Origin of the sequence: Mesorhizobium norvegicum (assembly GCF_004919685.1) — a bacterium.
Lineage (GTDB): Bacteria > Pseudomonadota > Alphaproteobacteria > Rhizobiales > Rhizobiaceae > Mesorhizobium > Mesorhizobium norvegicum.
The window spans coordinates 155834-178367 of record NZ_SMYZ01000025.1 but is presented as its reverse complement, the minus strand read 5'-3'; the positions used below and the strand labels follow the sequence as shown (position 1 = coordinate 178367).

Sequence of the window (22534 nt, the reverse complement as noted above, 5' to 3'; positions counted from 1 at the left end):
CGGATCAAACCTGAACCAGGAAGCCGACTACGGCTGGGCCAAACGCGCCGGCGAAAGATCCCTCTCGGACAGTCCATTCGCGAGCAGATCGGCAGGCAGGCATCCCGAAACAATCAGGTCGGCTGCGGCACGGCCAAGGGCCGGGGCCATCATGATCCCATAACCGCCCTGGCCTGCAAGCCAGAAGAAGTCGGGCGCCGCAGCGTCGTAGCCCAGCACGGGCGCCTGGTCGGCGACGAAGGAGCGCAGGCCCGCCCAGCTCTTTGCAATATGGCTGACGGTTGCCTGCGTCTCGCGCTGCAGCCAATCGACCAGCACTGCCACATCCCATTCGTCAGGCTGGATATCCTGCGGTTCGATCGGCGTCTGGTCGCCCGGTGATGCCATGATCCTGCCGGCGTCCGGCTTGATGTAGGCATCGGCGGCGACGTAGTCGACGGCAGGCATTTTGGCTATGTCCAGTCCTGGAGGTCCGTCGACGATGATTGCGGTGCGCCGCTTCGCCACCAGCCCGATCGGACCAGCGCCGGCGATGTCGCCGATTTCTCCAGCCCAGGCACCTGCCGCGTTGACGATAATTCGCCCTTTCACCGAGAAATCTCCCGCCGAAGCCTTCCAGAGGCCGTCGCGGCGATCCAGTTTCGTGATGCGCTTACCGCAAAGGACGAGCCCGCCGCGGCGCCTGATGCCGCGCAGGAAACCCTGATGGAGGGAGGCGACATCGATGTCCATGACGCCGCTTTCAAAGGCCGACGCCGCGACGCGCTCGCGGCGAAGCAACGGTGCCAAGGAGAGAGTGCCAGCCGCATCCAGTTTCCGGATTTCGTATCCGTCCGTCGACAGATCGAGGATCGGCGCCAGCAGGTCTTCCTCGCCGTGAGCGGCCACCGTCAACATGCCGCGTTGGGTCAGAAGCGGCCTGTCACAGAATTCGGCTGGCGGGTTCAGGAAGAAAGCCTGGCTTGTCTTGTTGATGCGTCGGACCGTGGCGACGCCATAGTTGGGTGTGAAGAGCGCGGCCGACCTTCCGGTACTGTGGTAGCCGGGCGTCGATTCTGCCTCGATGAGCGCGACTGTCCCCAAGGCTGCGAGTTCATAGGCGGCGGCTGAGCCTGAGATGCCCGCGCCGATGACAAGATAGTCGTAGTCCATGACGGCCCGGCCTTTGGCTTGCGTCGCTATCCAGGTGCCGTGGCACGCCGGACGGACGATCCTCCACTATCCGCGTTTGTTCTGGCGGTTCGATCCGGCGCTCTGTCACCGCCGGCGCACAAGAGTGCAGTTCCTCTAAGAATGCAAGAAAACAAAAATATGTTGACACCATGTAAGATTTATAACTTTGTAATTGGCGGAGGAGAATTGCGCATGATCGGTTCGGTTCGCCAACGGCTGTCGGATTGCTTGGGCAGCGCGTCCAAGGCAGACAAGGCGATTGCGAGTTTCATGCTCGCCCAGCTGAACAGTCTGGCCTTTGAGACAGCCGGCAGCATCGCGAGCAAGGTGGAGGTCAGCGAACCGACCGTCGGACGGTTCTGTCGCTCCATCGGCTACACCAGCTTCAAGGATCTGAAGGATCATCTCAAACAGGATCTGGGCGACCGGCCGTGGCTGATCAGCGATCGGCTGCGCGATTTGCAGCGCCGAACGCTTGCCGGAGAGGACCAGCTGGCACGCGGCCTGCAGCTCGAAATAGCAGGCCTGGTCGCAGTCTATGAACTTGCCCACACGCCGGAATGGAAGCGTGTCGTCAAGCGCCTTGCCACGACACCTGCCATCTTCGTCTCCGGTTTCCAGACCGAGCGCGGCGTAGCACAGACCTTCGTCAATCAGCTGCAGTATCTGCGCGACCGCGTCCATCTTCTCGATCTGGCCGGCGGCAATTTCAGCGAACTTCTGGCCTCCGACACCAAGCAGTCCTGCCTCGTTCTCTTCGAGGCAAAGCGCTACTCGCGCATGGCGCGCCTGCTGGCGCAGGAGGCACGAGGGCTCGGCATACCGACCACCCTGATCACCGACGCCTTTTGTGACTGGGGTCGCGAACTGGTCGACGAGATGTTCGTGGTCCCGACGGAATTCAATCTGTTCTGGGAATCGACCGCCCAGATGGCGAGCCTGACAAACCTGCTCGTCAACGGCGTGTTCATCGAGCTTGGCCCCGAGGTGGAACAACGCATGAATGAGGTGTCGCGCCTCTACAGCCGCTTCACCGGATATGTCGGCGACCCGACCGGGCCCTCGATGGGAGACTAATCCGACACCTACCGCAGCCCATAACCATAACAACAGGGAACAATGACATGCGTACCATGACCAAGGCGTTTCTTCTCTCAGGCTCGGCACTTCTATCCGCCGGACTTTTCATGACGAGCCTGCCATCGGCGGCAATGGCGCAGGAAGCTACTTTCGCGCTTCCTGCTGGCGAACTGGGCGCGACCTCGTACAATCCGGTCACCTCCAGCAACCTCAATTCGGCGACGTCGCTCATCTACGACCGGCTGATCGAGCAGGATGCCGATCAGTCGTTCCACCCGCATCTGGCCACGTCATGGCAGGAAAGCCCTGACGGCATGACCTGGGAGTTCAAGCTGCATCCCGGCGTCAAATTCCATGACGGCGAGCCCTTCAACGCCGAGACGATCGCAGCCTGGATCCCGACTTTCGCCGGCACGGAGAATGCCTTCATGGTCGAGGCAATCGACAAGGTCGTGGTCGTCGATCCGTTGACCGTCAAATTCGTCATGAAGCGGCCGGAGCCGAACATGCTGTACAACCTCGCCAGTTCCTTCATGGGTGTGCCCGGCCCCAAATCCTACAAGGACCTCGGTAAGGACTACGGCGTCACCACCGCCGTCGGCACGGGACCATTCAAGCTGGAAAGCTTCTCGATAGGGCTTGAAACAGTATTGGTCCGCAATGACGACTACGCTTGGGATTCGGACCTGTCGGTCAACCAGGGCGCGGCGAAGATCGCCAAAATCACCTTCCGCGAGATTCCCGACCAGTCGACCGCATTCCTCGAATTGAAGACCGGCGGCGTCGATGTGCTGCTCGGCGTGCCCACCGATTTCCTGTCGATCATCAAGAGCGAAAAAGCCGCCACCATCATCACGATGCCTGGAACCGGCATCAATCACATGCCGATCAATACGTCCGTGGCGCCGTTCACCGACATCAAGGTCCGCCAGGCCACAGCCCTGGCGATCAACCAGAAGGCCATCCTCGACAGCGTCTATGCCGGCGTTGGCCAGGAAGCACACAACTTCCTCATCAGCTCGCTTCCTGAATCCCAGGTCAAGCCAGGCCTCGACGTCAGTTTCGATCTCGCCAAGGCCAATGCGCTGCTCGACGAGGCCGGATGGAAAAGGGCCGACGACGGCGTGCGCGCCAAGGACGGCCAACCCCTGAAAGTCAAGCTCTTCACGCAAAACGATACGGAGTTCAAGCGGCTTACCCAGGTCGTGCAGGCACAGCTCAAGGATATCGGCATGGATGCCGAGATCACCGTGCTCGACTCCAGCACGATCCGCGACGAGTACAAGAAGAACAACCATCAGCTCGCCGTGCGCGGCTACGACTGGAACAACGCCGACATCCTCGACTGGTTCTTCAGCGGCGCGCGGCTCGGCTACCCGAACATCTCGATGTGGAAAGACGCCAAATCCGACGAACTGAACAAAACCGCCATGACCAACTCGAAGACTTCGGCCGAGCGGATCGCGAATTTCAGAACCTATCACGAATATCTTCTGTCCCAGTTCCTGTTCGTGCCGATCTACCAGCCGGCAACCAACATCGCCTTCAATCCCAAGACGGTGAGTGTGCCGGAAAAGGTGCGCGGCCCGCGTTTCCGGTCGCAGACCATCATGGACATGCAGGTCCTGCAGTAACCAGCGCTACCGGCGCTTGACCAACAGTGAAGCACCGGAGGAGCCGGGATGATCATCAAATACACGCTGCAACGTCTGCTGATGCTCATTCCGGTGTCCCTGTCGATTTCGGTCGTAATCTTCCTGGTCGTTCATCTTCTGCCGGGCGATCCGATCGACAACCTCATGCGAGTCGGCTCCTCTCCGGAGGACCGGCTCGCAATGACCGTGAAATACGGCCTCGACCGGACGCTGGTCGAGCAATACCTGCTATGGATCAGGAGCATTCTGAGCGGGGATTTCGGCGAGGCAATCGTGCTGCGCCGCCCGGTTTCGGACCTGATCCGGCAGAACCTGCCCTACAGCCTGACCCTTGGCGCCCTGGCCTTCGCCTTCTCTTCGATCGTCGGCATGATCGCCGGCACCATCTCCGCGGTTGCCAAGAACCCGGTCGTGGAACAGGTGGTCAAGGCATTCATCCTGCTTGGCTCGACGGTTCCCAGTTTCTGGCTGGCGCTGCTGATGATCCTGCTGTTTTCGGTAACGCTCGGGTGGTTTCCAGTCTCCGGCGCCAAGACCTGGACGGCTCTGGTGCTACCGGTCCTCACGATCGGTTTCGGCGGTATCGCGCTGGTGGCCCGTGTCACCCGCGTGGCGCTGGTCGAGATCGCACGCCAGGATTTTGTCACGCTTTTACACGCGAAGGGGCTGTCCCGCTCGACCATCCTGTTTCGCCATCTGCTGCCGCACGCCTTTCTGCCGGTCGTCACGATCCTGGCCCTGCGCATTGGCTGGATCCTCGGCGGCGCGGTCACCGTCGAATTCGTTTTCGGCCGGCCCGGCCTCGGCAGCCTGCTTATCCGTGCGCTCGGTCAGCGCGATTATCCTGTCGTGCAGGGATGCCTGCTCATGCTGGCGCTTGCCGTGATGCTCGGAACGCTGATCGGCGACGTCGCCCAGGCGGCGCTGGACCCTCGTGTCAGGGAAGCCACCACATGAACGCATTGGCTCAATCCGGCGTCGGGCGCGCCTTCGCCACGCCGCTCGGCCTGTTTTCGGGCGGCTATATCCTGGTCCTGCTGGCGGTCGCGCTGACCGCGCCATGGATCACGCCTTTCGATGTCACCATCCAGGATCTGGCCAACAGCAACGCCGCGCCGGGTTGGCCGCATTTGATGGGCACCGACGAATTCGGCCGCGATGTCCTCTCGCGCGTCATGTACGGCGCGCGCACCTCGCTGTCGGTCAGCGCAACAGCCATCGGTTTCTCGATGATCGTCGGGATGGCGCTCGGCGCCGCCGCCGGCTATTTCGGTGGCCTGTTCGAACGCGCCGTGATGACGGTCGTCGATCTGACATGGTCGTTTCCCGACATCCTGATCGCGCTCATGCTGGTTGCGATCATCGGCCCCGGCCTGTCCAGCACGATGTTCGCCATAGCGGTCGCCTACCTGGCGCAATTCACCCGACTGACCCGGGCGCAAATCGTCCAGCTGAAGCGCGAGACGTTCATTGAGGCAACCATCAACCTGGGTGCCACGCCCGCCCACATCCTGTCGCGCCACCTGCTGCCGAATGCCGTTGCGCCGGTCATTGTGGTCGGCATGCTCGCCATCGGCGACGGTATCATCCTGGAGGCGACGCTCGGCTTCTTCGGCCTTGGCGCGCAGCCGCCGACGCCAAGCTGGGGTGCCATGATGAGCAGCGGCACCGCGCAGCTTTTCCTGGCACCCTGGGTCATCATCTTTCCGGGTCTCGTCGTTGCCGTAACCGTGATTGCCATCAACCTGTTCGGCGATGCGTTGATCCGGGCACTCGACATCCGCGAACGGCTGCGCGGAACATGAGCACGATCCTGAAAGTGGAAGGTCTGCGCGTTGCGATCGGCGCGCTCACGCCATTGTCCAGCGTATCGTTTTCGCTCGAGAAAGGTGAGACGCTGGGACTGGTTGGCGAATCCGGATCGGGAAAGTCGTTGACCGCCATGGCCATCATGGGACTGCTGCCGCTGATCGGCGGCCGCATCACCGGCGGCTCGGTGGTCTTTGACGGCAGCGATTTGACCGCTTTGCCTGAGCCGGCCTACCGGAAACTGCGCGGTGGCCGCATTGGCCTGATCGCGCAGAATCCGATGACCTCGCTCGATCCTCTGAAAAAGGTCGGACCGCAGATCGATGTCGTGGCACGGCTGCATCTTGGCCTGGATAGATCCGCCGCGCGCGACCGCACCGTCGAGCTGCTTGGCGAACTGCGGATTCCGGAACCGGCTTCCATCTATCACCTTTACCCCCACCAATTGTCCGGCGGCATGAAGCAGCGCATCGTCATCGCCATGGCGCTTGCCGCCGACCCTGACCTGCTGATCGCCGACGAACCGACCACAGCGCTGGACGTCACCGTCCAGGCGCAGATCATCCGATTGCTGAGCGACCTGATCCGCGACCGCGGTCTAAGCATGGTGCTGATTACCCACGATATGAGCGTTGTTGCCCAAGCCTGCGACAAGGTCGTGGTGATGTATGCCGGGACCGCGGTCGAGTATGGAACGGTCGCGGCGATTTTCGATGATCCGCGCCATCCCTATACAAAGGCCCTGATCGGCTGCATCCCGCGCGGCTTGGCGGGCGCACAGCGCTTGAAGGGCATCGAGGGCACCGTCCCAAGCGTCGCCCACTATCCGCAGGGTTGCCGCTTTCACCCGCGCTGCCTGCGCGCCGAGGCAATCTGCGCTGCCGTGTCGCCACCTTTCATAGCCAGCCATGACGGCGCCGCCGCATGCCATTTTGCCGGAGCGGTCGGATGAGCGCGTTCCTGGACGTCAGCAGCCTGTCCAAACGATACACCAGCAAGCGCGGCCTGTTCGGCGCGGCCCGCTCGATGTACGCGGTCAACGACGTGTCGTTCCAGATGACGAAGGGCCGGGTTGTCGGCGTCGTCGGTGAATCGGGCTGTGGAAAGTCCACGCTTGCGCGCCTCATCCTGCGCCTGATCGAACCATCGAGCGGTACGGTCCGTTTCGATGGGCTGGATTTGCTGAAGCAGCGCCCGCGCGAGATGCGCCGTCTGCGCGCACGCATGCAGATGGTGTTCCAGGACCCCTATTCGGCGATCGACCCCCGCTACACCGTTGCCGATGCGGTGATGGAGCCGTTCCAGATCCAGGGGGTACGCCTTTCGTCAGCCGCGAGATCCGACATGATCAGCGGATTGCTGACCATGGTCGGGCTCAATCCTGGAACGGCATCGAGCTACCCGCATCAGCTGTCGGGCGGCCAGAAGCAGCGCATCGGCATCGCCCGCGCACTTGCGCTGAAGCCCGCACTTCTGGTGCTGGACGAGCCGACGGCCTCGCTGGACGTCTCGATCCAGGCCCAGATCGTTGGCCTGCTCGAGCGGCTGCAGGCAGAAATGGGCCTGACCTACCTGTTCATTTCCCATGACCTCGCGCTGGTAAAGTATTTCTGCGACGAAGTGCTGGTGATGTATCTCGGCCGCGTCGTCGAGGCGTTGCCCGATACCGACGCGCCGGCGCGTCATCCCTATACCAGAACGCTGCTCGACAGCACGTTCCAGCCCGATCCGAAGCTGCGTCGCCGCATCGAGCCCCTGGCCGGCGAGGTGCCGAGCCCGTTCGATCTTGGGCCAGGCTGCGCCTTCGCGACGCGCTGCCCAAGGGCGAGCGAACGTTGCCGGGTGGAGACGCCGCTTCTGGCCGCTTCCGGAGGAGGCCACGCCGTAGCCTGCCACCATCCGGACTGACCCACGTGCCGAATTGCTGCCCCTTTGCGGTTGCCGCGCCCGAACCCATGCATCCCTGGAGTAACTTATGACCTTCAAAGTCCTGACCGCGGAAATCTACCATGAAACCAACACGTTCAGCCGTCATCCGACCGACGAGCAGGCGTTCCGCGACCGCTATTTTCTGACGGGAGCGGAAGCCATTGCCCAGCGGCGCGACGCCAACACAGAGCTTGCCGGTTTCCTCGATGTGGGACGCGCTCATGGCTGGCAGGTCGAGCATGTGCTGAGTTCCGCCGCCGGTCCAAGCGGCAGGGTCACGCGCACTGCGTTCGACTGGTTATGCGAACCATTGATCGCTGCCGCGACATCAGAAAATTTCGAAGGGATTCTGCTTGGACTGCACGGCGCCATGGTTCCCGACTTTTGCGAGGACGGCGAAGGCGAACTGCTTCGGCGTTTGCGGGCCGTGGTCGGCCAGGCCGTACCGATTGCCATCACGCTTGACCCGCACGCCAATGTCAGCCGGCGGATGTGCGAGCTCGCCGATATCATCGTCGCCTTCAAGACCTATCCGCATGTCGACATGCGTGAGATCGGGCGGCAGGCCGGCGAAATCCTGCAGCGTACGATGGCCGGCGAGATCAAGCCGCGCACGATCAGCGCCAGGCGACCCATGCTCGAGGAGGTCAATGGCGGGCGCACCGACATCGGTCCGATGCTCGAACGGCTCGCATCCGCGCGAGCGTACGAAGCGCAAGCCGACGTGTTTGCCGTCAGCATCAATGGCGGCTTCGCCAGCGCCGATATTGCCGAGGTCGGGCCGACCGTGCTGGTCACCGGCCAGGGCGATTTCGATGCGCACCAGGCCTTCGCCGAAACGATCGCCGACGACATCTGGGACAGACGCCACGAGGTGCTGAACGCGTATATCAGCGTCGAAGCGGCCGCCGCTGTCGCCGTGGCATACAAATCAGACGATGGCCCGCTCGTCATCGCCGATTATGCCGACAATCCCGGCGGTGGTGGCTATGGCGACTCGACCAATCTTTTGAAGGCGATGCTCGATGCCAGGGTGACCGACGCCTGCTTCGGTCCGATGGTCGATGGCGAGGCTGCGGCGGCCTTGCATGGGTCGGCCGTTGGCGGACGCATCGGGATTGTGCTCGGCGGCAAGACCGACGCCCGCTTCGGCGGCGGTCCGCTGGAGCTCAATGCTGAAATCGTGGCGCTGAGCGATGGCCACTTCGTCGGCGACGGGCCGATGATCGGCGGACTTCCTGGCAATTTCGGGAGGAGCGCGGTGCTGCGCGTCGACGGCATCGAAATCCTGGTCGTGACCATCGCCCAGCAGATGCTGGACCTCCAGCAGTTCAGGGCATTCGGCATCGACCCGGCGGCGAAGCGGGTGGTCGCATTGAAATCCATGCAGCACTTCCGTGCCGCGTTCGCGCCGATTGCCGGCAAGATCATCGTCTGTGACAGTGGCGCGCTTTGTACGCCTCACTACGAGCGGATGCCGTATCGGAATGTACCGCGGCCGATTTTTCCACTCGATCGGGAATGACGGCACCAACAGGTCGCTGAGCTTACCTGATCACCGCCAGCCAACTTGGAGCCATGCATTCTTTTCGCACACTCATTCAGGATAGTTTGTCGGTTTCCAGATGTGGGTGGAAATGATGTCCCGCAGTTCCGTGCGCACCGCACGGAAGAGTGGGCGAAAGTTCGAGGACATCGGTCGCTGCGACGAGGTCGCGAGGATCAGTTGTCGGGTAATCGGCGGGTCGAATGGCCAGACCTCGATGCGGCCAGCCTCAACAAGGAGATGGACGGAAGCATAGGGCAGAACCGTATAGCCAGTGCCCTCCTCGACCAGAAGCAAGGTTGAAGGCATTGCCTCCAGCTCCATCTCGACACGCGGATAGATGCCATGCTCCGCCAGGGTGTTGTCGATAAGCCGCCGCAGCCCGTGCGGGCGGCTGGGCAGGATCATCGGCAGCTCGGCGAAGATGTTGAGGCCGACCGGCCCGCGCGGCAGCACGCGCTCGGACAAGACCGGCCCGATCAGAAACAGCTCGTCATCGGCCAGCGGTTCGGTCAGCACGGAAGGATGGTTCGGCGAATTGTAGAGCACGGCGGCATCGATGCGGCCGGCAGTCAACCATTCCAGGATATGGCCGCTGAAGCCTTCGATCACCTGCAGCGCGACATTGGGAAACTCGTTCTTGATCTTCTTGACCAGCGGCACCGTCAGCACGGTGCCGACCGAAGGCGGCACGGCCAGCACCAACCTCCCCTTCGGCGAGGATTTGAGGCTCGAGACCGCATTCTGCGCCAGCCGCATCCGCTCGACGATCTCGTCGGCATGGGCCTTCAGAAGCACGCCCGCCTCGGTCAGCACGACACCGCGGCCGTTGCGATAGAACAGCTCGACGCCGAGCTCCTCCTCAAGCCCGCGAATATGGCGCGTGACCATCGGCTGGGTAACGTTGAGGTCGAGCGCGGCCTTCGAGAAGCTGCCGGCCGCACCGACGGCGATGAATACCTGTAGCTGCTTCGTGTCCAACTCTCACCCTAACCATCCGCTGCCGCAGCGCTTCCAGGCCGACCCAGTGGTGTCCGTGTTCACGCGCCGAACGGGTACTTCAGGCCTCGGACATTCAGGAACACGGCATAGACCGACGTTGTCGCCGTGATGAACAGCCGATTGTTGCGCGGCCCGCCAAAGGCCAGGTTCGCGACCATTTCCGGAACCTGAATTTTCCCGATGAGTTCACCTTCGGGCGTATGGCACTGTACGCCATCCCATGCGCTGATCCAGAGATTGCCCGTAACATCAACGCGAAAACCATCCGGAATGCCAGGCGATATGTCGGCGAAGATGCGGGAATTTACCAACTTGTCGCCGTCAACGTCAAACTGCCTGACGTGATGCGGGGCACTGCGGTCGGTGAGGAAGCCGGAGTCCGAAATATAAAGGCGCTTCTCGTCGGGCGAGAAGGCGAGCCCGTTCGGCATGGAGAAATCATCGGCAACGACGGTGATCGCTCCCGAACCGGGATCGATATGTAGACGCGGCAGCCCGGTTGCTCCTGCAGGCCCTTGCGCCCGACATAGTCCGAAATGATCCCGTAATTGGGATCGGTGAACCAGATGCTGCCGTCGGACTTCACGACCACATCGTTCGGCGAGTTCAACGGCTTGCCATCGAACGAATCGGCCAGCACGGTGATCGCGCCGTCCCATTCCGTGCGCACGACGCGACGTTCCCCCTGAATGCAGGTGACCAGCCTTCCGTTCCGGTCGCGTGTATTGCCGTTCGGATTGGAGACATGGCCGCGGAAAAGCGAAACCGCCCCTGTCTCCTCGTCCCAGCGCAGCATCCGGTCGTTGGGAATATCGCTCCAGATCAGCGAGCGAAGGTCGGCGAAATAGACCGGTCCCTCCGCCCAGCGATTTCCCGTATGGATGGTTTCGAGGAATGCGACCGGATCGATCAGGTCCCCGAACCGCGTGTCGATCGTCTCGTAGCAGGACATCGACCGCCTCGCCTATGGCAGCCGGATCGCGACGGTCTTGGTCTCGGTGTAGAGCTGGAGCGCCTGCTCGCCCAGTTCGCGCCCCCAGCCCGACTGCTTGAAACCGCCGAACGGCATGGTGACGTCGTTGAAGTTGTGGCAGTTCACCCAGACCGTGCCGGATTTGATCTTCGCGGCCAGCCGATGCGCGGCGCCCAGATTGTTGGTCCAGATCGATGCGGCAAGGCCATATTCCGTGTCGTTGGCGTCCTTGGCGAGTTTGTCCAGGTCCTCGTCGTCGAAGGGCATCGCGCAGGCCACCGGCCCGAATATCTCTTCGCGGATCACCGACATGTCCGGCCGCGTCCTGGAAATGACCGTCGGCTTGACGAAATAGCCGACGTCGCCGGCGCGCGCGCCGCCGGTGACGATCTCGGCGCCGTCACTCCTGCCTTCCGAGATTAGTCGGGTGATGCGTTCCATCTGCTGCTGTGAGACGACGGGCCCAAGCTCGGTTGAGGGATCAAGCCCGGCGCCGAGCTTCAGCTTTTCGGCGCGCGCCGCGATCCCGGACATGACCTTGTCGTAGATCTTCTTGTGAACGAAGAAACGCGTTCCCGCGCCGCAGCTCTGGCCGGCATTGAAGAATGCCGCGCTCGAGGCGCCCGCCACCGCCATATCGATATCGGCATCGCCCAGCACGATGGTTGGCGCCTTGCCACCCAGTTCCAGGCTGACCTTCTTGAGATTGCCGGTCGCGGCGCGCGCGATCAACCGGCCCACTTCGGTCGAACCGGTGAAAGCCACCTTGTCGATATCGGGATGGGCCGCCATCGCCGCGCCAACCGTTTCGCCAAAGCCGGTCAGGATGTTGATCACGCCTTCCGGAAAGCCGGCGTCCTGGGCCAGCTTGCCGAAGTAGAGCGCTCCGAGCGGCGTCTGCTCGGCCGGCTTGAGCACGATGGTGCAGCCGGCCGCCAGTGCCGGCGCCACCTTCCAGGCGAGCATGCTGAGCGGGAAGTTCCACGGGATGATCTGGCCGACGACACCGACCGGCTCGCGGCGGGTGTAGGCGTGCCAGTCACCCGGCGCGTTGATGGTCATCGTCTCGCCATTGATCTTGGTGGCCCACCCCGCATAGTAGCGGAACGTCTCGGCCGTGAACGGCACCTCGCCGTTGCGGGAATCGCCGATCGGCTTGCCGCTCTCATAGGAATTGAGCGTTGCCAGCATATCGACATTGGCATCAATCAGATCGGCGAGTTTCCAGATCAGCTTGGCGCGCTCGGCCGGCACCATTTTCGACCAAGGACCGTCGATCGCCGTCCGCGCGGCCCTGACCGCCAGATCGACATCGGCGCCATCGCCGGCCGGCACCTGCGCGATGACCCGCCCGTTCGAGGGGTCGATGACGTCGAGGGACTGTCCGGAGGCCGCCGGCAGCCATGCGCCGCCGATCAGCATCGCATGCTTGCCGCCGACGAACGCCGCCACCTTGGGATCGAGTGGCGGCACGGCATCGAAACGTATGTTCATGATTTCCTCCGAAGGGTCTCTTCGATCAGCGCTGGACGAACGGCGCGGGAATGGAATTCCCGGCATCGATCCAGATGCTCTTTTCCTGAAGATATTCGTAGATGGCGGTCTGGCCGTTCTCCCGGCCGATGCCCGACTGCTTGTAGCCGCCGAAAGGCGAGAGATAGCTGGTGGCACGGTACATGTTGACCCAGACGCTGCCGGCCTCGAGCCGCTCGGGCAGGCGGATTGCTCGGCCGAGATCCTGCGTCCACATCCCGGCCGCGAGCCCGTAGATGGTGTCGTTGGCGATAGCCACCGCCTCGTCCTCATCCTCGAAGGGAATGACCGACAGCACCGGTCCGAAGACCTCTTCCTGGGCGATGCGCATGGACTGCTTCACGTTACCGAAGATCGTCGGCTCCACGAACCAGCCGTCGGCAATCGATTTGTCCTCGGGTATCTTGCCGCCGAGCAATTGCGCGGCGCCCTCACCGTTGGCGATGCCAATATAGTCGAGCACTTTCGCGCGCTGCGGCAGGGTGGTGATCGGACCGACCTGGGTCTCGGGATCGAGCGGATCGCCAATCCTCGCGGTCTTTGCGAAGGCGACCAGCTTCTCCGTCACCTGGTCGTAGACGGAGCGCTGCACAAGCGCGCGCGAGCCAGCAATGCAGGTCTGCCCCGTCGCGGCGAAGATACCGGAAACGAGGCCGGGAATGGCGGCATCCATCTTGGCGTCTGCGAAAACGATGTTGGCGGATTTACCGCCGAGTTCGAGCGTGACCTTCTTGAGCCCGCCAGCGGCAGCCTGATAGACGCGGCGGCCGGTTGCATCACCACCGGTGAACGCCACTTTCGCGACATCGGGATGCGTGACGAGGCGGTCGCCGATTTCATGGCCGAAGCCGGTGACGATGTTGACGACGCCCTTGGGAAAGCCCGCTTTCTCGAAAAGCCGGCCGAAGAACAATGCCGACACCGACGAGAATTCCGACGGCTTCCAGACGATCGTGTTGCCGGCCGCGAGCGCTGGAGCAAGCTTCCACGTCGCCAACATCAAGGGCGAGTTCCACGGCGTGATCGCGGCCACAACCCCGAGCGGCTCGCGGCGCGTGTAGTTGAACACGCCCGGCTTGTCGATCGGGATCACACGCCCCTCGATCTTGTCGGCAAGGCCGCCAAAGAAGCGGAACCATTGCGGAATGTATTTGCACTGCATCCGCATTTCATTGATCAGCTTGCCGTTGTCGCGGGTTTCGAGAACGGCCAGGTTTTCTGCCTCCTCCGCCACGAGATCGGCAAAGCGGGTCATGATCTGCCCACGCGCGCTTGGGGTCATCGTCCGCCACTCGCCGCGGAACGCGGCGGCGGCCGCCTGAACGGCCGCATCGACATCGGCAACGCCGGCGCGCGGAACGAGCGCCCAGGCCTTGCCGGTGAAGGGATCGAAGGATTCGAAAAAATCCCCCGATTGCGCGGCGGCCGAGCGGCCGCCGATCAGCATCGAGAGCTTTTCCGTGGCCAGCGGCGGACGGGTTGTCATGCTCCGACTTCCTGCATGGCTTCGCGCGCCACCCGGAAGGAATCGACGCCTGCAGGCACGCCGGCATAGATCACGACCTGTAGAAGGACTTCGCGGATTTCGTCTTTGGTCACACCGTTGGTCAGCGCACCCTTCACATGCATCTTCAGCTCGTGCGGACGATTGAGCGCGGAAAGCATGGCGAGGTTCAGCATGCTGCGGGTCTTCTTGTCGAGCGTGTCACGGCCCCAGACAGCGCCCCAGCAATATTCCGTCACGAGTTCCTGCAGCGGACGATTGAAATCGTCGGCGCTGGCGAAGGATTTCTCGACGAATTCGGCGCCCAGAACCGATTTGCGGATTTCAAAACCCTTGTCGAACACGTCTTTGCCCATTGGATGGTCCTTTCCAGTTGCTTGGGAGATCAAAGGCCGGGGGTCGGCCGATATTTGCGGCCACGCGCGACCACCTGGCCGAGCGAGCCGTTGGTCAGGTAGATCTGCGTCGCCTTGGAATCGTAGGGGACGTTCTCCTGGCCGGGGTAGCCGATCAGCTCGCGCACGCGCGGGCTCATATAGTAGGTGGCGATGGCAATGGTGGTGATCGCCGAGAAGGCTTCGCCATCCTCCTTGTTGAGGCTTTCCAAACGAGCTTCGGCGCCGGTGGCCGGATCGACTGCGATGCCGCGCGCAAAGCCCGGCTTCAGATCAATACGAAAATCCAGGGACTTCTCGACATCGGCGTAACCGCAGACGTCGCTGAACTTCGGCATCTTGCCATGCGCGGGGATCAGAAAGTCTGCGAGTGCAAGGAAGGCGTTCTCGTTCGACATGTCAGGCCACCTTCTGGTTGCGGCGCTCGGCGATCATGCGGCGCGTGTTGCGCAGCGCCACGGCCATGATGGTCGCTGTCGGGTTGGTGGCGCCCGAGGTCGGAAAGGTCGACGCATCCATGACGTAGAGGTTCGGCACGTCGTGGCAGGCGCCCCACTGGTCGACGACCGAGCGCTTTGGATCGTCGCCCATGACGGTGGTGCCGATGAGATGCCAACCGGATTCACGCACCGGTGTCGAAACCAGCGTCTCGATGGCGCCAGCGGCGCGCACCGATTCCAGGCAGCGGTCGATGTTGAACTTGAGCAGCCGGTTGGAGTTCTCGTTGACCTTGTAGACGATCTGCGGCGCCGGCAGGCCATCGGAATCCACCAGATCTTTCGACAGCACCACCTGATTGCTTTCCTCCGGAAGATCTTCCCCGACGATGCCCCAGATGAGCGAATGGCCGAAGCGACGCGCCACATTTTCATGCAGGTTGGCGCCCCAGAAATCCTGGAACCGGCCGCTTTCGGCGACATAGACCTTGGACCCGGTCGCACCGGATACGCCGACCGGTCCGCCCGATGGCATGCAGTTCCATTTCGATCCGCGTACAAAGCCGCGGCTTTCGTCGGTCTCGTAGAATTCCAGCGAATAGACCTGCTGGCCGAAGGGACCACGCCAGGAATCGAGCGGGTCCTGGTAAGAAGCAAGCACGCTTGCGAAGGGGTGCATCATCAGCCGCTTGCCGACCATGCCGGAGGAGTTGGCGAGGCCGTCCGGAGTTCTGGGCCCTCCCGACATCAGCAGCAGCCGGGGCGTGCCGACGCCATTGGCGCACAGGATGACCACCTTGGCGCGCTGGCGCCGGTCGCGCCCGTTCGCGTCTACATAGATGACGCCGGTCGCCAGCCCCTGCTCGTTCGTCTCGATTTCTTTCACGCGGGCACGCGTGACGAGCCGCGCGCCGGCTTTCAGGGCCAGCGGCCAATGCGACCGGTCGGTCGTGGATTTCGCGCCCTCCGGACAGCCGGTCAGACAGGTTCCGCGGCGTACGCACGGATTGAGTTCGCCGAACTTCTCCGACGGGATGGCATTGCTGCCGGGCCACCAGTGCCAGCCCATCTTCTCCATGCCCAGCGCACCGCGCTGACCAACGGAGCCCATCGGCAGCGCCGGAAAGGGATAGGCCCCGCGCGGCGGATAGGCCGGATCGCCAGCGAGACCGGAGACGCCCACCTCGCGTTCGATCTCGAGCTGGTAGGGCAGCAGATCCTCATAGGTGAAAGGCCAGTCCTCGGCCACGCCATCCATCGACCGCACGCGGAAGTCGGACGGCAGGAAATGCATCCACTGCGCGCCGTAGAGCGTCGCGCTGCCTCCGACGCCGGCAAACATCAGCGGGTTGATGTCCGTCGTCGACGTGTCGACGGGATAGTCGTTGGGGTTGTCGCGAACGTTGGGATTGGGATGCCAGAGCTTGGTGCTGACAAGCTCGTGCTCCGGACGCGCGCCGGTATAGTCGGCATAGTCCGGCCATTCGCCCTGCTCGAGCACGACGACGGAAATGCCGGCGCGCGCCAGATGAAGTGCGGCGACCGAGCCGGATGGGCCGGCCCCGACGATCACGACATCCACTTCCTCGTCGCGCCTTGCCCGTGCACCGCGCTCCGCCAGAACTTCAACGGTCATTCTCTTCCTCCCTTGGGGTCCAACGGCAGCATCGGATCAGGCGAGCCGCGTCCGGTAAAACGCCGCCGCGCCGATGATGATGACACCCTTGATGATGAGCTGCATCTCGATCGGAAATCCGAGCAGCAGCACGAGATTGTTGATCACCACCAGAACGGCCACGCCAAGCAGCGCCGCAAAGATGTTGCCGCGCCCACCGGTAAGCGCGACCCCGCCCATCACGGCGGCAACGATGGAGTCCAGTTCGTAGCCTTGGCCGACCCAGTTCGAAACGGTGCCGACATAACCGAGCAGGAACAGCCCGCCTATTCCCGCGCAGACCGAGCAGATGACGTAGCAGAGGATGACCACGCGATCGGGCGCGACACCGTTGAGGAACGCGGCCTTCGGATTGCTTCCAACCATGAAGATCTCACGGCCGAGGCGTGACCGGTGCAGCACGATGCCGAACGCGATTGCCAGAAACGCCAGGGTGATCAGATTGACGGGCACGCCAAAAATCCGGCCGGAGGCCAGAAAGCCCATGCCCGGCGGCAAGGTGCTGATCGGCGCCCCGCCAGTATAGGCGAAACGAATGCCCTGCAGGATGATCATCATCGCCAGTGTTGCCAGAAACGGGCTGACATTGCGCTTGGCGACGAGCCAGCCATTCACCAGGCCCACCACGGCCGACAGGGCGATCGCGGCGATGAAGATCATCGGAATCGCTTCATTGGTCGTGGCTTTGAAAGCAGTCGCCAACACGGCCACCGTCGCCATCAGCGAGGCCACGGACAGGTCCAATCCGCGCACCAGGATGACAAAGGTCTGGCCGACGACGACCATGCCAAGCGGTGCCGCGATCGTCAGCACATTGACCAGATTGGCCGGCCGCAGAAAGGTCGGTGAAGCGAGAGCCGCAACGGTCATCAGCACGACCAGGAAGATCATCAGTCCGTAGCGCTCGAAGACAGACGCCATGGAAATGCTTTGCGATCGCGGCATCGGGGTATCGAGAGGCACCATCATTATCTCCGCCTCGTGGTGTGGATGCCGACCGCGATGATGATGATGAGGCCCTGGATGACCCACTGGTAGTAGGACGAGACATTGACGAAGTTCAGCAGGCTGTTGAGCATCGTGACGAGCAGCACGCCGAGGAAAGTCCCAAGCACGCCGCCTCTGCCGCCGGCCAGAATGGTGCCTCCGACCACGACTGGCGTCACCGACTGCAGCGTCAGCGCGGCGCCGATGCGCGGGTCGCCAACGCCGGTTCGCGCGGTCAGGAAAATCGCCGCTATGCCTGCACACAGGCCCGACAGCGCGTAGGCAAGCACCACGATACGATCGACCGGCAACCCATTCAGCCGCGCCGCTTCCCGATCGCCGCCAACGAAGTAGATGCTGCGGCCCGTGCGCGTGCGCTGCAGCCAAAGCCCGGCGAGCGCGAAAATCACGACGAGCACGATGGCGCTGAGCGGAATGCCGCCGACCTTTGCATAGGCAATATCCGCGAAGGCGCGCGGTACGGAGCCGCCGGGCTCCTTGCGGTACATCAGCGTTCCGCCGAAGATGATCGAGGACATGCCGAGCGTGACGATCAGGGGATGGACGCGCAGCACGACCGTCAGCAAGCCGTTGAGCGCGCCCACAGCAGTCGCGACGACCAATGCGAGCGGCAGTGCAAGCCAGACCAGATCCGGACGCCATTCGAGGAAGTTCGCCAGAAAGACGGTGAGCGCACCGACCAGCGAACCGATCGCCAGATCGATGCCGCCCATCAGCACCACGAACGTCTGGCCCAGGCTGACCATGCCCAGCACGATGAGCTGCTGGAACAGATTGCCGATGTTGCGCCAAGTGAGGAACCGATCGGACAAGAAGCCGCCGGCAACGGCAAGCAGCACCAGCAGCACTGCCACGATCAGATAGGAGAGCATCAGCCGGTTGCGGCGAAGATCCACAGTGATCGCGCTCATCCGACCGGCTCCGCACGCTGATCCGTTTCCGCCTCGCGGTGCCCGACAGATCGCACGGCGAGTTCCATGATCGCCTCCTCGCCGAGTGCATCGCATTTGATTTCGCCGACGACATAGCCTTGCGCCATCACGAAGACCCTGTCGGAGAGACCGACGATTTCGGGCAGTTCTGAACTGATCATCAGCACGCCGACGCCAGAATCCGCCAGCCGGCGCACGATACGGTAAATCTCCACCTTGGCCCCGATATCAACCCCGCGCGTCGGTTCGTCGAGGATAAGCAGCCTGCTGGCGATCCGCGACCAGCGGCTGAACAGCACCTTCTGCTGGTTTCCACCAGAGAGATTACCGATCTTCACGTCAGGCGACGGCGTCGCGACCGAAAAGTCCTGGATCTGCCGCATCGCCACAGCACGTTCCTGCTTCCGGTCGATCAGGCCATGTTTCGTTATGCCGTCCAGGTCGGGCGCCACGATATTGGCGGAAATCGGCAGGCCGAGAAACAGGCCGTCGTCCTTGCGGCTCTCGGTCAGAAAACCGAGCCCATGGGCTATCGAACCCTTCGGAAGCTTTGTCTCAAATGGCTTGCCATCGAATTCGATCCCCCCGCTCTCGACGGCCCGCGTGCCGAAGATAGCCTCGGCGACCTCCGTGCGCCCCGAACCGACCATGCCGGCCACGCCGACGATTTCGCCAACCTTGACGTTGAGGCTGACGTCGCGGACGCGCGGACCAGCCTTGAGATTGCGAACGGTGAGCACATCCCGGCCGCCCGCCGGTGCCGTACGCCGCGGCGGATAGATCTGGCTGAGCCGGCGACCAACCATTCGGGTGATCATCTCTTCACGCGTGAGCGCGCTTACCGGGCTCGTGCCGACGAGCTGGCCGTCCTTGAGGATGGTCACCGTGTCGGCGATCTCGAAGATCTCCTCGAGCCTATGGGAGACGTAGACGATGCCGACGCCTTCATTGCGCAGCCTGCGCATGTTCTCGAACAAGAGATCGACCTCGCGGCCAGCGATGACCGCTGTCGGTTCGTCCAGGATGAGAAGCCGAACCCTGCCGACCAGGGCTTTCGCGATCTCGACCATTTGCTGATCGGCAAGCGGCAATTCGTCGATCTTGGCGTGGGTTGGAATATCGACGCCGAGTTGTGCGAGGATTTCAGCGGCGCGGACGTGGCGGGCGCGGTTCGAAATGAGACCAAACATGCCGCGGGGCTGCGTATCGACCAGAATGTTCTCGGCAACGGAAAGCTCGGGAAAAAGCGCAAGCTCTTGATGGATCACGTGGATGCCGGCAGCGCGCGCTTCCTTCGGCGACTGCCAGGAAACTGGCTTGCCGAGATAGGTCATGGTCCCGGAATTCGGTTTGGTCACGCCGCCCATGACGCGGATCAGCGTCGACTTGCCTGCGCCATTTTCGCCGAGAAGGGCGTGAATCTCGCCTGGCCGCACGGCGAAATCGACCTTGTCCAGGGGTTTGACTCCAGGATAGTCCTTCTCGATCTGGCTGAGTTCAATAACAGACGCTGACATATCCGGTGCTCGAACTGTTCAATGCACGTCCGGTGCGCGCCCAGGATGGGCACGCACCGGGTCGCTTGGGAAGCTTACTTCGGATAGTCGGGATTGAATGTGCTCGGATTATAGCCGGCGGGCAGCCCGTTGCTTGGCGACAGATCGCCCGGATCGCTCATGCTGACATGGTCGAGCAGATGCCTGTCGCCCTTGACCGAGATCGTATCCGCACCCGGCGAGGTGACGACCTGGAAGCTCACCTCCACCTTGTCCGGGACCGAGATGCCCTTGAGCACGTCGAGCGCGGTCTCGATGCCGGTGATGCCCATCGACGTCGGATAGTCGATGCCGACCATCTTGATGTTGTGCTGGTTGGCCAGCTGATACATCCGGGCAACGTCGCCGCCGGTCATCGGTGGAAATTCGCCGTCCTTGTAGCCGGCGTCAAGAAACGCTTCGATCGCGCCATAGCCCTGAAGCGCACTGTCGGCCAGGACGCCGTCGATGGCCTTGCCGTGCTTCTGGATCAGCGCGGCCATCACCGACTTGCCGGTTGCCGGGTTCCAGTCGCAATACTGCTTCTCCAGCACCTTGATGTCGGGAAATTTCGAGAACACTTCCTCGTTCGCCTTGATGCGGATTTCCGCGACGCTCGACCCGGCGATGCCGGGCAGCATCACGATGTTGCCCTTGCCGCCCAGCGTCTCGCACAACCACTGCGCCTCGAGACGGCCCAGTGCCCAGTCGGATGCCGTGACGTAGGTGATGTAGTTGGCCGGCGTCTTCACCTTGCGATCGACCATGACAACGGGAATGCCTTGTTCGGTTGCACGGCCGACAACGGAATCGAGCGCGTCCTCGGTCGAGGCCGCAATGAGCAGAATGTCGACGCCCTGGCTGATCAGATCCTGGATGTCCGCGATCTGCTTGGAAGGGTCGTCATTGGCGTCGGTGACGAGAAGATGAGCGATCTCGTCGCGATGCTGGCCGGCGGACCAGAGGACGCCATGCTGGAAGGCGACGCGCCAGGCATTGGAAATCGAAGCATTGGAGAACCCGATCGTATACGGACCCGCCTTCTTCCATTTTGAGGTGTCGACCATGGTGTTGGCATTGGGATTCCACATCCAGGTGCGCGGCGCGCCATAGTAGCCTGGCTTCGTTTCCGACTCCGAAGCGACGGCTGCGCTGGTCTGGGCAAGCTGGATGGCCGGTGCGGCGGCCATGGCTGCCGCCACGGCCGGCATGCCCCGGATAAAGCTCTTACGCGAAATCTTGTGGTCTAGTATGCTCTTTATTGACATTGGTTCCTCCTCCTGAACGCTCGACAGAGCGCCTAAAATTCTCCTCAGCTATTCCTGCACGCGAGACAGTATAAACAAACAATAGATGTTTATATCCCGGGCAAATCGCACGACTATTTTCCTGACAACCTCCAATTCAGGAAAATTCGATTGAACGCGATTTGACGCAAATTAGCAGTCGATTACCCGCGATCGTCAATCTGCCGTCTTGTAATAGCTGCTATTACCTTTTTCGCCATTGGGAGCAGCGAAGAATGCGACTTATCTAGCAGCCGGTGCCGGGCGCTTGAGGTGCGTTCCGTCGGAGGAGAGGCCGTGAATATTCTTGTTATCTTGCGCATGATCCCGGATTCCGCGGGCGAGCTGCAGCTCGCCGAGGACGGGCGCAGCATCGATCGGGAATGGCTGGATTTCCAGCTCAACGATTTCGACGATCATGCCCTCGAGGAAGCAATCCTGCTCAAGGAAGCCGGCGGCGCCAAGGTGACGGCGGTGGCCGTTGGCGAAGGCGCCAACCGTGTCCTGCAGATGGCTGCCGCGCGCGGCGCCGACGAAGTCGTGGCGCTTCAATCCGAGGAGGACGCCATGATCTCCTCACGTGAGATCGCGGCTTCCATCGCGGCGATGGCGCGGGCAAAGTCGGCCGACCTGGTTCTGTGCGGCGTTCAATCGAGCGAGGATGTCTTTGGCCAGCTCGCGCCTTATGTCGGCGCGCTGCTCGACTGGCCGCATGTGTCGGGAACCAACCGTATCGTTGCGAACGGCGCCGTGCTTCGGGTCACGCAAGAGCGCGGCGCGGGTGTCGCCGTCACCTATGAGTTGGCCACGCCGGCGGTGCTGGGCGTTCAGACAGCGTCGAAGGCGCCACGCTATGTCTCCGGCAGCAAGCTTCGCGAAGCATCCAAGACGCCCATCGGCCGCGCCATGCCCGAATCGTCGGGCTTCGAGCGTTCCGCCGAGATCATCACATTGCGCCTGCCAGTCCAGGGCGGCTCCGGCGAGAACCTCGGCGGCAATGCCGAGACAGTCGCGGATCGCCTGGTCACCATCCTGGCAGCCAAGGGCCTGGCAAGGAACTAA

At 62.6% G+C, this 22534-nt stretch carries 19 protein-coding genes and 1 pseudogene; 8 read left to right on the top strand and 12 right to left on the bottom strand.

Going from position 1 to position 22534, the window contains the following annotated elements; all coding sequences use genetic code 11:
* Nucleotides 1–27: 27 nt before the first annotated feature.
* On the bottom strand, nt 28–1152 hold the full coding sequence (locus tag FCU66_RS11375; protein ID WP_136619299.1) for an NAD(P)/FAD-dependent oxidoreductase: 1125 nt from the start codon (nt 1150–1152) through the stop codon (nt 28–30).
* A 213-nt stretch (nt 1153–1365) separates the two neighbouring features.
* Here FCU66_RS11375 and FCU66_RS11370 point away from each other — a divergent pair, with 213 nt between their 5' ends.
* The 7 genes from FCU66_RS11370 (at nt 1366) to FCU66_RS11340 (ending at nt 9171) form a co-directional block, all read left to right on the top strand.
* Complete coding sequence (locus FCU66_RS11370) at nt 1366–2250, top strand: MurR/RpiR family transcriptional regulator (RefSeq protein WP_136619298.1); 885 nt, start codon at nt 1366–1368, stop codon at nt 2248–2250.
* Nucleotides 2251–2297: 47 nt separating this feature from the next.
* Nucleotides 2298–3887, top strand: coding sequence for an ABC transporter substrate-binding protein (locus FCU66_RS11365; protein ID WP_136619297.1), 1590 nt, complete (start codon nt 2298–2300; stop codon nt 3885–3887).
* A gap of 48 nt (nt 3888–3935) precedes the next feature.
* Nucleotides 3936–4865, top strand: coding sequence for an ABC transporter permease (locus tag FCU66_RS11360; RefSeq protein WP_136619296.1), 930 nt, complete (start codon nt 3936–3938; stop codon nt 4863–4865).
* Nucleotides 4862–5713 (top strand): ABC transporter permease, encoded by an 852-nt coding sequence (locus tag FCU66_RS11355; protein ID WP_136619295.1) that lies wholly within the window; start codon nt 4862–4864, stop codon nt 5711–5713. The genes FCU66_RS11360 and FCU66_RS11355 overlap by 4 nt, the downstream gene beginning before the upstream one ends.
* A complete protein-coding gene (locus tag FCU66_RS11350; protein WP_136619294.1) occupies nt 5710–6669 on the top strand; it encodes an ABC transporter ATP-binding protein in 960 nt (319 codons plus the stop codon). Before FCU66_RS11355 ends, FCU66_RS11350 begins: the two co-directional genes overlap by 4 nt.
* Entirely contained in the window at nt 6666–7625 is a 960-nt protein-coding gene (locus FCU66_RS11345; protein WP_136619293.1) for an ABC transporter ATP-binding protein, read from the top strand. The genes FCU66_RS11350 and FCU66_RS11345 overlap by 4 nt, the downstream gene beginning before the upstream one ends.
* 67 nt (nt 7626–7692) lie before the next feature.
* Nucleotides 7693–9171, top strand: coding sequence for a M81 family metallopeptidase (locus FCU66_RS11340; protein WP_136619292.1), 1479 nt, complete (start codon nt 7693–7695; stop codon nt 9169–9171).
* 72 nt (nt 9172–9243) lie between these two features.
* On the opposite strand, the gene FCU66_RS11335 is transcribed toward FCU66_RS11340, so the two are convergent.
* From FCU66_RS11335 to FCU66_RS11285, 11 genes and pseudogenes are all read right to left on the bottom strand, one after another.
* The gene (locus FCU66_RS11335; protein WP_136619291.1) at nt 9244–10173 is read right to left on the bottom strand and encodes a LysR family transcriptional regulator; all 930 of its coding nucleotides are present in this window, start codon (nt 10171–10173) and stop codon (nt 9244–9246) included.
* A gap of 59 nt (nt 10174–10232) precedes the next feature.
* Nucleotides 10233–11146 (bottom strand): annotated as a pseudogene (locus FCU66_RS11330) (SMP-30/gluconolactonase/LRE family protein).
* A gap of 12 nt (nt 11147–11158) precedes the next feature.
* Nucleotides 11159–12661 (bottom strand): aldehyde dehydrogenase family protein, encoded by a 1503-nt coding sequence (locus tag FCU66_RS11325; protein ID WP_136619290.1) that lies wholly within the window; start codon nt 12659–12661, stop codon nt 11159–11161.
* 25 nt (nt 12662–12686) lie between these two features.
* Nucleotides 12687–14186: an aldehyde dehydrogenase gene (locus FCU66_RS11320; protein WP_136619289.1), complete on the bottom strand. Its 1500-nt coding sequence runs from the start codon at nt 14184–14186 to the stop codon at nt 12687–12689.
* A complete protein-coding gene (locus FCU66_RS11315; protein WP_109661499.1) occupies nt 14183–14560 on the bottom strand; it encodes a carboxymuconolactone decarboxylase family protein in 378 nt (125 codons plus the stop codon). The genes FCU66_RS11320 and FCU66_RS11315 overlap by 4 nt, the downstream gene beginning before the upstream one ends.
* A 29-nt stretch (nt 14561–14589) precedes the next feature.
* Nucleotides 14590–14997: a hypothetical protein gene (locus FCU66_RS11310; protein ID WP_136619288.1), complete on the bottom strand. Its 408-nt coding sequence runs from the start codon at nt 14995–14997 to the stop codon at nt 14590–14592.
* Nucleotide 14998: 1 nt separating this feature from the next.
* Nucleotides 14999–16672, bottom strand: a complete 1674-nt coding sequence (locus FCU66_RS11305; protein ID WP_136619287.1) for a GMC family oxidoreductase — start codon at nt 16670–16672, stop codon at nt 14999–15001.
* A gap of 36 nt (nt 16673–16708) precedes the next feature.
* Entirely contained in the window at nt 16709–17677 is a 969-nt protein-coding gene (locus tag FCU66_RS11300; RefSeq protein ID WP_246093860.1) for an ABC transporter permease, read from the bottom strand.
* Nucleotides 17678–17679: 2 nt separating this feature from the next.
* Entirely contained in the window at nt 17680–18630 is a 951-nt protein-coding gene (locus FCU66_RS11295; RefSeq protein WP_168991952.1) for an ABC transporter permease, read from the bottom strand.
* Nucleotides 18627–20168, bottom strand: a complete 1542-nt coding sequence (locus FCU66_RS11290; RefSeq protein WP_136619284.1) for a sugar ABC transporter ATP-binding protein — start codon at nt 20166–20168, stop codon at nt 18627–18629. The genes FCU66_RS11295 and FCU66_RS11290 overlap by 4 nt, the downstream gene beginning before the upstream one ends.
* Before the next feature lie 74 nt (nt 20169–20242).
* The gene (locus FCU66_RS11285) at nt 20243–21454 is read right to left on the bottom strand and encodes a substrate-binding domain-containing protein (RefSeq protein ID WP_136619283.1); all 1212 of its coding nucleotides are present in this window, start codon (nt 21452–21454) and stop codon (nt 20243–20245) included.
* 315 nt (nt 21455–21769) lie between these two features.
* On the opposite strand from FCU66_RS11285, the gene FCU66_RS11280 reads away from it, so the two are divergent.
* A complete protein-coding gene (locus FCU66_RS11280) occupies nt 21770–22534 on the top strand; it encodes an electron transfer flavoprotein subunit beta/FixA family protein (protein ID WP_136619282.1) in 765 nt (254 codons plus the stop codon).

What these genes read in the sequence shown, in the direction of transcription:
- FCU66_RS11285 (WP_136619283.1), bottom strand. Translation starts at nt 21,454, where the DNA reads ATGTCAATAAAGAGCATACTAGACCACAAGATTTCGCGTAAGAGCTTT.
- FCU66_RS11375 (WP_136619299.1), bottom strand. Translation starts at nt 1,152, where the DNA reads ATGGACTACGACTATCTTGTCATCGGCGCGGGCATCTCAGGCTCAGCC.
- FCU66_RS11355 (WP_136619295.1), top strand. Translation starts at nt 4,862, where the DNA reads ATGAACGCATTGGCTCAATCCGGCGTCGGGCGCGCCTTCGCCACGCCG.
- FCU66_RS11345 (WP_136619293.1), top strand. Translation starts at nt 6,666, where the DNA reads ATGAGCGCGTTCCTGGACGTCAGCAGCCTGTCCAAACGATACACCAGC.
- FCU66_RS11340 (WP_136619292.1), top strand. Translation starts at nt 7,693, where the DNA reads ATGACCTTCAAAGTCCTGACCGCGGAAATCTACCATGAAACCAACACG.
- FCU66_RS11300 (WP_246093860.1), bottom strand. Translation starts at nt 17,677, where the DNA reads ATGGTGCCTCTCGATACCCCGATGCCGCGATCGCAAAGCATTTCCATG.
- FCU66_RS11290 (WP_136619284.1), bottom strand. Translation starts at nt 20,168, where the DNA reads ATGTCAGCGTCTGTTATTGAACTCAGCCAGATCGAGAAGGACTATCCT.
- FCU66_RS11310 (WP_136619288.1), bottom strand. Translation starts at nt 14,997, where the DNA reads ATGTCGAACGAGAACGCCTTCCTTGCACTCGCAGACTTTCTGATCCCC.
- FCU66_RS11370 (WP_136619298.1), top strand. Translation starts at nt 1,366, where the DNA reads ATGATCGGTTCGGTTCGCCAACGGCTGTCGGATTGCTTGGGCAGCGCG.
- FCU66_RS11360 (WP_136619296.1), top strand. Translation starts at nt 3,936, where the DNA reads ATGATCATCAAATACACGCTGCAACGTCTGCTGATGCTCATTCCGGTG.
- FCU66_RS11295 (WP_168991952.1), bottom strand. Translation starts at nt 18,630, where the DNA reads ATGAGCGCGATCACTGTGGATCTTCGCCGCAACCGGCTGATGCTCTCC.
- FCU66_RS11350 (WP_136619294.1), top strand. Translation starts at nt 5,710, where the DNA reads ATGAGCACGATCCTGAAAGTGGAAGGTCTGCGCGTTGCGATCGGCGCG.
- FCU66_RS11325 (WP_136619290.1), bottom strand. Translation starts at nt 12,661, where the DNA reads ATGAACATACGTTTCGATGCCGTGCCGCCACTCGATCCCAAGGTGGCG.
- FCU66_RS11305 (WP_136619287.1), bottom strand. Translation starts at nt 16,672, where the DNA reads ATGACCGTTGAAGTTCTGGCGGAGCGCGGTGCACGGGCAAGGCGCGAC.
- FCU66_RS11365 (WP_136619297.1), top strand. Translation starts at nt 2,298, where the DNA reads ATGCGTACCATGACCAAGGCGTTTCTTCTCTCAGGCTCGGCACTTCTA.
- FCU66_RS11320 (WP_136619289.1), bottom strand. Translation starts at nt 14,186, where the DNA reads ATGACAACCCGTCCGCCGCTGGCCACGGAAAAGCTCTCGATGCTGATC.
- FCU66_RS11315 (WP_109661499.1), bottom strand. Translation starts at nt 14,560, where the DNA reads ATGGGCAAAGACGTGTTCGACAAGGGTTTTGAAATCCGCAAATCGGTT.